The sequence below is a fragment of the Candidatus Lokiarchaeum ossiferum genome (assembly GCA_025839675.1).
GTDB lineage: Archaea > Asgardarchaeota > Lokiarchaeia > Sigyniarchaeales > Promethearchaeaceae > Lokiarchaeum > Lokiarchaeum ossiferum.
Window position 1 is genome coordinate 1,104,954 of sequence record CP104013.1, and the last position, 13,899, is coordinate 1,118,852.

Here is a 13,899-nt window from a genome sequence, read left to right on the forward strand (position 1 = left end):
TAGGGGAAAAAGGTTTGTATAATTTATGAAAATTTTGATGGAAAAGGCATCAGAATCAGTCAGAATTCAATTCAGATTATCCCGATTTCGAAAACTAGTATTTAAATTAGAAGATTTCGAGAATTTTGTTTCCATTTGTGGCAAATTTTTTGAAAAACCTTCGTTAAAAAAAGAATTGAGAAGTACCGAAATCAAATTCCGTAGAAAAAAGTACTTTCTCTATGAAGAAAAACGCAACAACTATCTTTCAGGAGTTATTAAAATCCATAAAAAATTGATTACTTGGGCATTTTTGTGTTACATTAAAGAGCAATTAAACGAATTTAGTAGTTCTGATCAAATTAAAAAAGAAATCGAACAAGATACACATTAAATTTGTTTTCCATTTTTCCATTTGAAGTATCTTCTACGATGTTTCTACTTTTTTTTAAATATTGATTTTTGCATTTCTACTTATATATTTTTGGTGAGAGGATATCAATCAGAATTCCTAATTTATAAGAAAACAAATACCATCAACTTATGGATTTGTAATAATTAGGCACAATCATTATACCTTCCATTTATTAGGATAATCGAGATCATGAATATATGAGTATTTGGAAGAAATTCGGAGGATGTCTCGTTTTAATCCCGATTATTCTTGCAATAATCCTAACTTTGGCAAATATTGGTAAGGATAATAGTGGATTTTGGATATTGGGAGTAGTTTTCTTGTTAATTCTTGCATGTATTCTTTCTATTCCAGCAGGACTATTAGTATGGATAGGAGCTCGAAAGGATAAAAAGAAAAAGGAAAAAGAGACAAACGATGAGAAATTCAAGTTCCAAAGTTTTATTGATTGAAAAATAGAATCAGATCTTCCATTTGCCATCTTGGTAAATAATTTTTCCATCAGCGATAATTTTGGAATTTTCCCCAGACATATCCTTTAATATATCCCAATGAATAGCACATTCTTGATTTTCACTTTTTGTTTCAGGAAACCCCATTCCTAGCGCCATGTGCATCGTTCCACCGATTTTCTCATCAAAAAGCATATTTTTGGTGAATTTGGTCACTCCATAATTTGTACCAATGGCAAATTCCCCGAGAATATTAGCATTTTCAATTTTTAAAATAGTATCGAGCAGTTCTTGCCCTTTCTCGGCAGTTGCTTTAATCACTTTACCATCTTTAAACTCCAAATAAATATTTTCGACTTCTTTACCTTGATAAATCCCTGGATATGTGAAACGAATTTTTCCATTAACCGAATTTTCAATAGGACTTGTGAAAATTTCACCATCAGGCAAATTTTCATGACCGCAACAATTTTCCCAAGGTCTTCCTTTGACGGAAAGAGTTATATCGGTATCTTCCCCAAGAACTTGAATGTTTTCAACTTTATTCAAGATCTCTACTTTAAGATCTTGTTCTTTTTCTATTTTTCTCCATTCTTCTGCAGGATCTTCCGCATCTAATTTAAGAGCCTTGTAAACAAATTCCTTATATGATTCAGTATCAGTTTTCGCATCTTGTGCTAAAGCATCACAAGGATATGGAACAACAACCCATTTTAATTCTTTCTTTTCCACACGTTCCATATAAGTTTTCATTAACTCAGGAAATTCAGGATTTCGTTGAAATCTATTTTGTTTATCTGGATCAATATCGGTCATTTTCATCGTATTATAATCCGCCAGAATTTGAATCCGCGCTTGGAATTTTTGTATTAACATTTTCATTCCAGGCCCAATGTATTGTAATTGCTCATCATTTCCATATTTCAATGTGGCAACATTAAGTCCCTTAATTGCTGAAATCGGATATGGGTGTCCCCCTGCTTTAATTACTTCAATGCAAATTGCTTTGATCAAATCATTGGCCACTTCAGACCCTTCAACAGACACATCGTCTCCCGGTTGAACATCAATTGCATACTTGACGGCCAAACGAGCTAGTTTTTCATTAAAATCATTCATTGTTTAGTTTTCCTCTTAGATTTTTTAAAAAAAAAAAATTAGATCTGCCATTGCCCAGCTTCATAAATGACAATATCATCGGCTATTATTTTAGATTCTGAAGACTTCATATCTTTTAAAATATCCCAATGAATTGTACAATTAGTATTGGTACTTCCAGTTTTCGCAAATCCCATACCTAGTGCCATATGCATAGTTCCACCCATTTTTTCATCAAAAAGCATATTCTTTGTAAATTTTGAAATTCCATAGTTGGTTCCAATTGCAAATTCACCTATTAGATCAGCTCCTTCGATAGATAATATTGAATCAAGCAATTCTTGACCTTCTTCAGCAGTTCCTTTTATAACACGCCCATCTTTGAAATCTAAACGGATATTTTTAATTTCTTTTCCTTGATAAATCCCCGGATATGTAAATCTAATATAACCATTAATTGAAGTCTCAACTGGACTGGTGTAAACTTCTCCGTCCGGCAAATTTCTATGACCGCAACAATTTTCCCATTTTCGACCATTTACCGATAGATGAAGATCAGTATCTTCACCAAGAACATGAATTTCTTGGACAGAATTTAAATATTCAATTATTTCATCTTGTTTTTCTTCTGTCATCTTCCAATATTCAGCCGGATCTTCTTCATCGAGCTTTAGAGCACTATAAACAAAGGACTTGTATGCACGAGTATCCATTTTTGCATCTTGAGCATAACTATCACATGGATACGGCACAATTACCCATCTCAATTCCCCATTAGCTACACGTTCAGAAAATATTTTTTGCAATTCTTTCCTTTTAGGCGAATTTTGAGCAAGTTTCATTTTTTCCGGATCAATTAGAGCCATTTTTTGACGGTTGTGATCTGCAAAAATATTAATCATAACATCATAGGTCTTAAAAATAGTTTCACGAACAGGGCTGAGAAATCGTATTTGTTCATCATTCCCATATCTATACTTGTCAACAAAAGCTCCATGATAATAAGGGATAACAAGGGGATGTGCACCTGCTTTATAACATTCAATTGCAAGTTCTCGCATGAGCTCACTTGCAACTATATCACCTTCAATGAGCACTTTATCACCGTGCTTGACATTTACGGCATATCTAATGGCTAATTGGGATACTTTTTCATTGAAATCAGATGTATTCAATTCAGTTTGCATTTTTTTCACATTACTAATTTTTTTAGATATATCTGATGATTATATATAGTGTGTATAATTTAAAAATGATGTGTATTCATAATACCTAAAAAGACATTATTGTGTTTGGTTGTGGTTCAAGTCTGATTATAGGCTCCAAAATTGTTAAGAGCCATTTAAATTAATTTTCTTTAGAAAATAATTTACCATCCTACAATGAAAATGCTTGGTTGTTCAGATGGGATACTAGCAAGTAATAAAACGATCAGTTTCTGCATCTGCACAGGCATTTTTTCTACATCAGTACACGCATTGTTAACTACTGCATTATTGACAGGAAAAGTAATTACATTTTATTTACACCATGGAGAATTCTGAATCTGAAATTTTGAAAAAAATTTATTTTTTTTTTTAACAAATATTTGTTTATATAATTAAACACTTATTATATCCACTTATGAGTTATAATTACAAGCTTGCATTTATTTTTCTGAGAAATAGGAGAATAATGGTAAGTTTTTTTTTCTGACGGGAGAGGTTTTTATAGTTAAATTGTTATTAAATATTTAGGAAATTTTTAATAATTAAACAATCAAAATAATTAAATTAGAGGAGGATAGAATCGATGAGTGAACTCATGAAAAGAACTCGCTTTTGGAACGAATCCGTTCTGAATGTGAAATTAATTCAACCAACTTTGCTATATTTTCAAGATATTCATTCTGATGAAAAATTTAATAGTTATTCTCACCTTGTTGGAACCATTTTAAGTATATTCGGTTCCATTTACTTGATTTTTCGATCTTTCTCTTCATGGAAATTAATGATTTTCTCAGTAATCTATGGAATTTCCACCACATTTCTTTTTTTAGCCAGTACTTTATGGCATTCTCAGAAACAAACTATAGGTAAAGCTTCAATCTGGCAAAAACTAGATCACATAGCAATAGTTTTACTTATTAGCTCTACTCGAAATTGGATCTGGATTATGAACCCAGATCTAAATATTGAAACACTAATTTATCACTGGATAATTACTCTGGTGATAATTGCAATATTTGCTGCTCTAAACCACATTCCTCGTTGGACATACGCAGTAATTTATGTCTTTTTAGGATGGATATCTCTTTACTATCTCGCACCCATTTTTTCTTATCTCCCTATTGAAGCCATTGGGTTAATGATTGGAGGAGGAATATTATATACAATCGGAGCGATATTATTTGTATTAAAAAAACCCACATACTTCCATGAGATATTTCATGTATTAGTATTGATTGCTTCCGGTTTTTTTTATGTTGCGATTGTTCAGGTGGCTTTTTAATATAAAAATAAGCCCTAAAAGACTAAAAATTACTATAGAAATAACGGGACTAGATATAGAAGATGTTTTTGTTTCGGATATCACCAAGTATAGAGGGAAAGACTGCAAGGTTTCAACAGAACCATTTACAGCTGAAATCATAAAAAAATATGTTCCAACAGAATTTAAGGTTAGCGTGTATGATGGTTTTAAAATTCTTTTCGGTGATTTTTCATTCATGTAAAGAAGAAAATGATCATAGGACTCATTGAAATCCCATTCCAAATGGATTTTCCCTGGTTCAATCCGTTGGCTTGAATTAAGCCATATTGGAATTTCTTGGTATACTTCATTACTGAGTTTTGATGTCAATTTCCATTGACCAATCTCCTCCAAAACCGTATCACTCGCAATTTTTTGGATTTTTTGAGCTTCCTTCGGATCAATACTGGCAAAAAAAGATGTAGAACAATTTTCTTGAAATATAGAAACAAATACAACGGCAGCACCCATATATGACCCTAAAGGAGCAGGATGTGCATTATCTGCACCAAATAACTTATTTTTATAAGATTGATCCTGTCCAATTAAGTTTTCCCATGCAACTCCAATAGGCACTATTGCCACTTGCGTGTGAGATGCAATATACATAGTACCAGTCTTGATTTTTGTCATATAATCTGAATAAGAATAATGAACAAATTCTCCATGAATTTCCTGTATAGATACTCCATCTCTAAGTCCCCATACCATGAAATATAATATAGTAGCATAAGGGGATTTGCGAGTAATTTCTTTTTTGAAAGCATTGATCAAATTGATTTCTTTTTCGTATAAATCTGGAAAAGCAGATGTATCATCCGATTGCAGAATAATGAAATCCCATTGTTGAGAATTTATCTTTTGCAAAACTATAGCACTCTGAAGCAATTTAGTAAGACTCGCGCCATATACTAAAGCAGAGTCGACATTCACATTTTTTTCGGCAGAATTTGAGAAGTTTTGGAATAATTGAGGCATATCATGATAACCTGTTAAACTGTTCCCAATAAATAGAATTGAAACATTGTCAGTATTATCCATAGGAATAATTGGTACACATAGGGCAGATGCGAAATGCATGGAAATAATTATGGTTGATAATAGAGGAAAAAAGAGTAAGATGGGTTTTTTCATACTTGATTCTCAGGTATGTACTGAAAATATGATTAATTAAAACTCAGTATTTAATTTGAATTTCATTCAGAAAAAATAGTACTTGTATCGACATTCTATTTAAGAAAAAACCGTGATTTTTTGGAATTAGCCTTTTTTTTTTATTTCACTTTATGGAATGATTAGTGGTGGTTTTCAATATTTTGCGTATAATAGCCTTTTCTTCAGGAGTATGGACTATCTTTACATAGCCAAATATTAATACACCAATTACTAGAATCCCAATTGGTTCTAAATAGGTTAGTTCAAATCTAAAACACAAAAATAATAGAATTGTTTCAAGAGTGCCAAAGGAATACATTATTATTAGACTAATATTATATTTACGGAATATAACTCGGATGAATTCACTATCATATGACTCTAAACTAGATTTTCTTAACACTTGTTGTTCTTTGATAATCGGGACGGATAATAATACAGTGGCAATTATCGTAGGTAATGAAATCATGAGTGCAGATATAAGATTACGTTGACTTCCAATAATTATCAATATGACAATGTATATGATGAGACTTGATAGAAGCAAAAATACTTTCAGTTTTATGCTTTTAATTGTGATCACTTGTTAATTCAACCCGCAAGTTAAGAATTTGATGAAGTAGCTTATCGTTTTAACTTATTTAAATGACTCATTTTCTGAGAAGCTTATATTTTATTTTTTGGAAATTTCTTGATCGAGGAGAATCAAGTAATTTTTGATCATTTCAAAGCTAATATTCAGAGATATGGAATCAAGGTTGGTGAGATCATCCTTTCGCGAATGATAATTCCGCGGTTTGGTTTTGCCTTCATAGAGGATGTAAAAACTTGATGGAATCCCAACATGCGCAAATCGACCGGCATCTGATCCAGCAAAAGGAAGGGCGACAATCGAACATGGCAGGGCTTGAAAATTGGTTTTTTCTTCAGATTGTTGTTGATTATACATTTTATTGGCTTGGAGTAGTCGATTACACACTTCTGGATGATGTTTCGCATTATGCATAAATTCTTTGGAAATAATAAACACCCGGTCTCCTGCACCCACACTTTCAGGAATGACGGCTTGGGAAAAATTTGGATGAATTTCGCCAGATTTTAAATATTTTTTCACAAAAGCATGGGCACCTCGTTCACCACATTCTTCGCTTCCAAAAGATCCGGCCCATAATTCAACATTTTTTAACCGATTTTCTGATTTAGAAAAATAATCCGTCAAAGCAAGGGAAATACCGACACCTGAAAGATTATCATTTGCCCCAATTACGGGATCTCCCGATATTAAGCCATTAAGAAGATAAAGAAAACAGGGCAATCCTATTAAAGAGATTCCAATAAAAATCAGATCAATATATGTAAAAAGCAAAAATGAATTTGAATAGAGAGGATTTTGCACCCATATCAGATTACTTTGGGAAAGAAACAACTTTAAAATGAGAAGGAACAAGCTAATTAAAAGATATCCAACTCCAAGTAGTAGAAAAGTAAAGCCTTTATCCATTACGGACATTTCAAAAGCAGAATCGGTATGACCGCATACAATGACTTGTTTTTTTGTAATAGAACGGGAAACATTTGAATCACGGGGATATATTCGCCCAGTAGCATTCCAACTCTTTGATTTTTTGAATAGAAAATCAAAAGCAAATAATAAATTCATTCGAAATAGGGAAAGATAAATAATAAATAGTCCCAGAAGAAGCAGCCCCAAAGAGAAGAAAAGATACGGAAAGGAAAAGAAAATGGTAAAAAGGGCCCCAATTATCAATATTGAAGCCATTTTGAGAAATCCATGTGGATAAAATCGCGGATACACATCAAATTCGTCAAAATATGTATCATCACAATTTTCTTGGAGATTTTTATAAATATATTGAGATGCCCTATATTCTTCTTCCGACCCAGCGATCCTTGGACCGCATGAATTTACAATATTTTCAATATGCTTCCTTATGATTTTGTCCATTTATTAAATAATCTCCCAAAATTTGCTTCTAAAAATTTTAAACAAAATGATTTCCATCAATTAATTATGACTATCTATCTAAAACATTATTCCATTTCATTTTGTTAAAAAATTTTACATATATTTCAATAGAAATGCAAATTCATTCCAAAAACTAATAATCTGCGAAATTTTAAAAATATATACCCAATTCGTAGATCTAAAAACTGACACACATAAGTGGGTTTTCTTATTAAATTTCGCCCCAATTTTTAATACTCCTACATATTATGTAGGAATAATATGAGAAATTTTATAAAACAAAGAATCAAATAATTATTTATATAAACGGTTTTTTGATCAAATCTTCTTTACGAAAAATAACAACGGGATTCTCATGACAATTAAATCAAAACGTAAGAAATTCGTAAAACATATCATTAAATATAATGTTTTAGATTACTTTATTCCACGATTAAGAAGACTCTACAAACGATTGGGTATTTTAGATGTCATGGACAACTGTTTCTATTGGATTGCATGGAAATTATGCAATTGGGCATTTACAAAGGGTCGATTATGGAGTGGTGATTCCACCCATGAAGCAAATGTACCACAAACAGGCGCAGGAATTTTCATTGCAAATCATAGTCACGCCTTAGATCCATTCATTTCTGCATGTCGTATTAATCGAAAAGTCCACTGGGTTTCTAAAATAGAAAATTACTATCTTCCATTCTTCAGACCAATTCTTCAAAGTTCGGGAAGTATTCCAATCCGGCGGGGTGAATCGGATCAAAATGCTATGCGATTGATCCGCAAAGAACTCTCTCAAGGTGAATTTGTTGGGATGTTTCCTGAAGGAACTCGCACACGAAATGGATATTTGGGACGATTTCACACTGGTGCTGCACGATTATGCCTTGAATTCCAAATTCCTTATATTCCAGTTGGAGTTGTTGGCTCTTACAAAAGTAAAATTGGAGATAAAATTGATGTCCATGTAGGGCGTGCTCGCTATCCTCCAAAGGGTATGAAAGACAATTACGAAAATGCAAAATGGTTTGCAGAACAAATGCGCCAAGATATTCTTCGGTTAAGTGGAGCAGTTCCAGATCCACAGTATGTTAAAGCAAAAGCTGTCAATGCTAAGGTGGAAGAAATTCCAACAGCAGTTTCCACTCCAAGCATCACCAAGATGCATTAATCTTTTTTCTTTCTCATTTCTTTATTGCAATCTTTTTATAATTTCGATTGATTTTTGGATTTTAAGAAAATCTGTGTGGTTTCTTAAAGTAAAACTTCGAGAAAAAATTTACTTAGATTAACGCCAGAAGGTCTTTGATTGCTTTTTCCATCAATTTTCCTTCATGTAAAACCTTATACACTTGAGTTGTCAGAGGCAAATCGATACCATTCTCTTGAGCAAATTGATATATGGATTCTGCCGCCCAGACACCTTCTGCAACCATACCATGCATCTCATCACTAATTTGATCAAGGGTTTTACCTCGCGCTATCTCTTCTCCATAAAAATGGTTTCGCGATAACTTCGAACTACAAGTAGCGATTAAATCCCCAATTCCCGCGATTCCAAAGAAAGTCCCTCGGGTACACCCAAAATGTTTGCCAATCCGATTCATTTCATGCAATCCTAAGGTCATGATGCTTCCTTTTGAGTTATTCCCTAAATTCAATCCATCACAAAATCCTACGGCAATAGCTGTTATATTTTTAACGGCACCGCAAATTTCAATACCTCGTTCATCGGTGATAGCGTAGGGTTTGAAATATTCCGTATGAAAGAGATCCACGAGCTCAGGCAGGATTTCTTCGTGAATAGAAGCAATTACTGTAGCAGTAGGCTGCATATGCGCCACTTCGGATGAGAGATTAGGACCAGATAACGCAGCCACTTTCACATTAGATGGAAGAACTTCCCTTAATACTTCAGACATCAGCTTGAAGGTGGTATATTCCAGCCCTTTGGAGACGGAAACCAATTTATATTTTTGATCATTTTTAAAGAAAGGTGATATTTGCTCCGCAATCTTGCGAACGTGGCTGGAGGGAACCGCAAATACAAGAATTTCCGCGTTTGGAATCACTTCTTCGAATTTTGAAAATGCAACTAAATTTGAAGACAAGTGTATGGAAGGAAGAAATTGCTTGTTTTCGTGAAAATTATTTATATTGTCAACAGTTTCTTGTTCAAATGACCAAATTTTAACAAGAAATCCTTTTGTGGCTAGAAGATTACCAAGTGTTGTTCCCCAACCCCCCGCGCCAATCACCGATATTTCCGGTACCATAAAAATAGGAAAACCCACATTTTATATGAATCTTCAGCTTTAGGTTGAAAATCCTACTTTTGTCCATCGGATTCTTCGGATTGGATTCAAAATTTCGTTTTTCATATTTTTTTTCATGTTAGGTTCACCTTCGATTGAGAATATTATCTCAAACTTCATATTATTAGACTTCTTTTTCACATTCATATGAATGGTATCCTTAGTGCATTTTTAATGGTCATTACCTTTGCGCTCTCATTTATCCTTATTCGGAAAGTTGAACAGACTTATTCAACAGTTTTTATCAATTTCATACGAGCGATTATTGGACTTAGTTGTTTTGCACTCTACACCCTTTTTATCGGCCAAATTCATCATATATTCGATCTAAACTTTCTAATATGGGGAATTTTGGGTGCAAGCATCATTTTTGGAGTCGTGATCGGAGATACTGCTTTCTTTAAATGTCAAAAATTCATTGGACCAACTAATGCGGCCACTTTTGCCATCACATCCCCGATTTTTACAATGATCCTTGCGATTCTAATTCTTGGAGACTCATTTCAATGGATTTTACTTCTCTCATCCATTATCACTGGAGCGGGAGTATATTTATTGGTCCATTTACAACAAAATTCTGATGAAGAGCAAGAAGCAAAGACAACAGATAATCTCTCTGAGACTGAAATGAACAAACTTCGCTTGATTTCAGGAAGTCTCTTTGGTTTACTTGCATCTCTTGCATGGTCCTTTGCAAATATTTATAGTGAAATGGGACTTGGTTTGAGTGAAAATGAGCTGCAAATTGATTCCAACATTTATGTTGTCACTAATATCATCCGTTATCTTGTAGCCAGCACATGTATGGGAAGCTGGTGGATGATAAATCGATCCAAAAAAAAAAAAAATAGTGTTGATTTCCATAATAATGAAAGTCCAGATTCTTCTCGAAAATTGATGAGTATATTAATCCTATCTGCAATTTTGGGTACGTTTTTAGGAGAAATATTCTTTGGTATCACCATTGTGAAAATGGGTTCTACATTTATTGCTATAATGGGATCTTCATTACCTGTGTTTACCATTCCATTGAATTATATTATTAATAAAGAAAAATTAAATATCAAAAGTCTTCCAGGAATAGTGATTACTCTTGGGGGAGTTTTTATATTGATATTTGCCTCAAGCTAGTTGATGAAAAAAAAACTAGGAGTATTTCTTTCTAGATTGAGTGAATGGTATTAAAAGCGAAAAATATAAAAAACAAATAAACAACGTGGGCACGCTCTTTGAATATAATCCAATGGTTTCATTATACTCTACGTTTGATTCATATTTTTTCCAACGAAGCAAATAACTCTAATAAATCCGCATTTTTTGGAATATCGTGCATACTGTCACTATAATATGCATACTGAATAGTCCCTTGTTTGGTTACAATGATCATATCCGGTATCTGTCCCAGCCGCCAAATTTTGATCTCTTGTTTTCAACACAATAGACCAAAGTACTAAAAATTGTGAATAAATTCGTTAATAGTTCTAATTTAGCTGAATAATCATCAAATAGACAACTATTCTCTTTAAATTTTCAATATCCATCATAATTATGAACCTTTTCAAGGTGATATAATGACTAAAAAAAAAAATGCAATTTTATTAATTTTATCCGTTATTTTGCTGGAATTGGGCATGCTTAACTTAATTCCTACAATTCAATGCACTCCGATAAGTGAGGATGCACAAAATTATATCTACTCAACATATTTCGGAGGATCGGGAAAAGATGTAATCACAGATGTCGCTTTTGACTCCCAAGGAAATATAATTATCGCGGGAGGAACATTTTCTAGGGATTTAAACACTTCAAATGGATATCAATCCGAATATGGGGGAGGATCATCAAGTGATATCCATATTAATGGAGGAGATGGATTTGTATTTAAAATGAACCCTCAAGGAAAACGTATATGGGGTACGTATCTTGGGGGAAATAGTTTAGATGTCTGCGATCAACTTGTCATCGACTCTAACGATGAAATCTTTGTCACTGGAGAAACACAATCTTCAAACTTCCCCACTACAGAAGATGCAATTCAACCTACCTACGGAGGGGGCACGTCCGATGTGTTTATTACAAAATTTATGCCAAATGGTTCTGTTCAATATTCGTCCTTTATCGGAGGTTCTGGTGTTGATTCAGGCGGAAAATGTAAGATAGATGGATCAGATCAACTTTATATTTCCTTCTTTAGCGCTTCTTCAAACCTAAATGTTACTTCCAACGCCCACCAAACTTCCTTTGGGGGAGATTATGATGTGTATATTAGTAAATTTGAAAACAATTTAACCAAAATGTTATATGGAAGTTATTTTGGAGGAAGTGATATGGAATTAGTTAGCAATATTGAAGTAGATGAGGATGATTCACTAATTATCATAGGTAATATCATGGGAGGTAACATGCCTACTCTAAATGCGTTCAACGAAGTTTTTAATGGAGGTGATAGGGATATATTTATTTCAAAATTCTCAAATAACTATTCTCTCGAATTTTCGACATATTTGGGAGGAGATCAATTTGAAGATCCATTTGGTTCGACCATAGGTTCTCACAGTGATATTATAATTAGTGGTCGTACAATGTCTACCGATTATCCCACCGCCAATGCTCTTCAAAAGAATTTTGGTGGTGAAGTTGACGGAATCATTTCTGTTCTTTCTTCAGATGGCCAAGAATTAAAATATTCATCTCATTTTGGAGGAATAGGTTGGGATACAATTCATGAAGTAGTGTATGCTGATAATGGGAAAATATATGGATGTGGTGTTGCAAACTCTAATTTTCCGTTAAAAAATGCCTTTCAAGAATCCATTGATTTAACTACAGGCAATTTGGTGTTGCTTCAATTATCTAATGAACATGAATTTGAATTTGGTACCTATTTTGGTGATACAAGTGACCAAACTACTCCCTATGGGATCGATTATCATTCTGGTTACATTGTAGTCGTAGGAAGAACAAGATCTTCTTCATTCTTTAGGAGCGATGATGCTGATCAATTAACAATGAGTGATACTGAGGATGGTTTTATTTGTCGAATTGCCATTGAGGATTATATGGAGGGTAAGGATGTTTCTGGAAAACCAACAAATTTAATTTCTCAAACAATTCCAGGTTATAGCCTAATTTCTCTTGGAATTTGTTTAGCTCTGGCCCCAATGTTATTATCGTTGCATAAAAATAGGAAAAGGAGTAAAATCTTCTAATAACTGTGGTATCCAAGCATTTTTTTTCTTTCTTATTTCTGACCAAATTGATGGAGAAAAACGGGTAGATCTGTCCCAAATCAAGGAACTTACACAATAGGCTTTGGGATATAAACACATCAATCACTCGAAGGAATTAAAAAAAATAAATAAAATAAAAAAACAAACAGCGTGGGCACGCTCTTTGAATATAATCCAATGGTTTACATTATATTCTACGTTTGATTCATTTTTTTTCCAACGAAGCCAATAACTCTAATACATCCGCATTTTTTGGAATATCGTGCATACTGTCGCTATAATATGCATATTGAATAATCCCTTGTTTGTCTACAATGAGCATTCCCGGCATCCGTCCCAACCGCCAAATTTTAATTTCCTGATTTAATTTTTTGGCGACTTGGTTCGTTTCATCATAGAGAATAGGAAATTTTCCCTTCGCATATTTTTCTTCCATTTTTTGGGCATTTGTTAATTTATCGACTAAGATTGGAACTATTTCTGTGTTCAAGGCACGAAATTTCTCGTAAGCCATCGCTAACCGCCCGATGTGTGCCCGACAGAAAGGTCAATGAATATCGCGTAGAAGAACAATGACCAGATTGGATGTTGATCGCATATTCACCGAAGAAAAGGTTGCGCTACGAGAAGTGGGTAGCTCAAAATCCTCCAAGGGAGTTCCGACTATACCAAATTTATCCTTCATAAGTTCTTCAAATGTATATGAGGGAACAAAGTTTAAAATGCTTCTCGTTTCAAATGAAAGAATTCAAAAATAAATGAC

Annotated in this window: 14 protein-coding genes and 1 pseudogene; 7 read left to right on the forward strand and 8 right to left on the reverse strand. The window is 33.5% G+C overall.

Annotation, left to right across the window (positions count from 1 at the left end; translation table 11 throughout):
• The first annotated feature begins 25 nt into the window (after window positions 1–25).
• Both NEF87_RS04455 and NEF87_RS04460 read left to right on the forward strand, forming a co-directional pair.
• On the forward strand, window positions 26–373 hold the full coding sequence (locus tag NEF87_RS04455; protein WP_457918827.1) for a hypothetical protein: 348 nt from the start codon (window positions 26–28) through the stop codon (window positions 371–373).
• Window positions 374–591: 218 nt separating this feature from the next.
• A complete protein-coding gene (locus NEF87_RS04460) occupies window positions 592–846 on the forward strand; it encodes a hypothetical protein (protein WP_457918828.1) in 255 nt (84 codons plus the stop codon).
• Window positions 847–855: 9 nt separating this feature from the next.
• Here NEF87_RS04460 and NEF87_RS04465 read toward each other — a convergent pair whose 3' ends face one another.
• Window positions 856–1,965, reverse strand: a complete 1,110-nt coding sequence (locus NEF87_RS04465; protein WP_457918829.1) for an aminopeptidase — start codon at window positions 1,963–1,965, stop codon at window positions 856–858.
• 38 nt (window positions 1,966–2,003) lie between these two features.
• Window positions 2,004–3,131, reverse strand: a complete 1,128-nt coding sequence (locus tag NEF87_RS04470; RefSeq protein ID WP_457918830.1) for an aminopeptidase — start codon at window positions 3,129–3,131, stop codon at window positions 2,004–2,006.
• A 195-nt stretch (window positions 3,132–3,326) separates the two neighbouring features.
• Between NEF87_RS04470 and NEF87_RS04475 the strand changes: the two genes are divergently transcribed.
• Complete coding sequence (locus NEF87_RS04475; protein WP_457918831.1) at window positions 3,327–3,488, forward strand: hypothetical protein; 162 nt, start codon at window positions 3,327–3,329, stop codon at window positions 3,486–3,488.
• A 247-nt stretch (window positions 3,489–3,735) separates the two neighbouring features.
• On the forward strand, window positions 3,736–4,434 hold the full coding sequence (gene trhA / locus NEF87_RS04480) for a PAQR family membrane homeostasis protein TrhA (protein WP_371805203.1): 699 nt from the start codon (window positions 3,736–3,738) through the stop codon (window positions 4,432–4,434).
• Here trhA and NEF87_RS04485 read toward each other — a convergent pair.
• The 3 genes from NEF87_RS04485 to NEF87_RS04495 form a co-directional block, all read right to left on the reverse strand.
• Complete coding sequence (locus NEF87_RS04485; protein ID WP_457918832.1) at window positions 4,378–5,589, reverse strand: hypothetical protein; 1,212 nt, start codon at window positions 5,587–5,589, stop codon at window positions 4,378–4,380. The two genes, trhA and NEF87_RS04485, sit on opposite strands and share 57 nt — an antisense overlap.
• Window positions 5,590–5,734: 145 nt before the next feature.
• Entirely contained in the window at window positions 5,735–6,193 is a 459-nt protein-coding gene (locus NEF87_RS04490; protein ID WP_457918833.1) for a hypothetical protein, read from the reverse strand.
• A gap of 90 nt (window positions 6,194–6,283) precedes the next feature.
• The gene (locus NEF87_RS04495) at window positions 6,284–7,576 is read right to left on the reverse strand and encodes a M28 family peptidase (RefSeq protein WP_457918834.1); all 1,293 of its coding nucleotides are present in this window, start codon (window positions 7,574–7,576) and stop codon (window positions 6,284–6,286) included.
• A 376-nt stretch (window positions 7,577–7,952) separates the two neighbouring features.
• Here NEF87_RS04495 and NEF87_RS04500 point away from each other — a divergent pair, with 376 nt between their 5' ends.
• Window positions 7,953–8,762, forward strand: coding sequence for a lysophospholipid acyltransferase family protein (locus NEF87_RS04500; RefSeq protein ID WP_457918835.1), 810 nt, complete (start codon window positions 7,953–7,955; stop codon window positions 8,760–8,762).
• A 112-nt stretch (window positions 8,763–8,874) separates the two neighbouring features.
• On the opposite strand, the gene NEF87_RS04505 is transcribed toward NEF87_RS04500, so the two are convergent.
• A complete protein-coding gene (locus tag NEF87_RS04505) occupies window positions 8,875–9,867 on the reverse strand; it encodes an NAD(P)H-dependent glycerol-3-phosphate dehydrogenase (protein ID WP_457918836.1) in 993 nt (330 codons plus the stop codon).
• Window positions 9,868–10,053: 186 nt separating this feature from the next.
• Here NEF87_RS04505 and NEF87_RS04510 point away from each other — a divergent pair, with 186 nt between their 5' ends.
• Window positions 10,054–11,037, forward strand: a complete 984-nt coding sequence (locus tag NEF87_RS04510; protein WP_457918837.1) for a DMT family transporter — start codon at window positions 10,054–10,056, stop codon at window positions 11,035–11,037.
• Window positions 11,038–11,477: 440 nt separating this feature from the next.
• Window positions 11,478–13,115 (forward strand): SBBP repeat-containing protein, encoded by a 1,638-nt coding sequence (locus NEF87_RS04515; RefSeq protein WP_457918838.1) that lies wholly within the window; start codon window positions 11,478–11,480, stop codon window positions 13,113–13,115.
• Window positions 13,116–13,341: 226 nt separating this feature from the next.
• On the opposite strand, the pseudogene NEF87_RS04520 reads toward NEF87_RS04515, so the two are convergent.
• Both NEF87_RS04520 and NEF87_RS04525 read right to left on the reverse strand, forming a co-directional pair.
• A pseudogene (locus NEF87_RS04520) lies at window positions 13,342–13,671 on the reverse strand (peroxiredoxin family protein); the annotation flags it as partial.
• Between the two features lie 12 nt (window positions 13,672–13,683).
• Complete coding sequence (locus NEF87_RS04525; protein WP_457918839.1) at window positions 13,684–13,821, reverse strand: hypothetical protein; 138 nt, start codon at window positions 13,819–13,821, stop codon at window positions 13,684–13,686.
• Window positions 13,822–13,899: the final 78 nt, after the last annotated feature.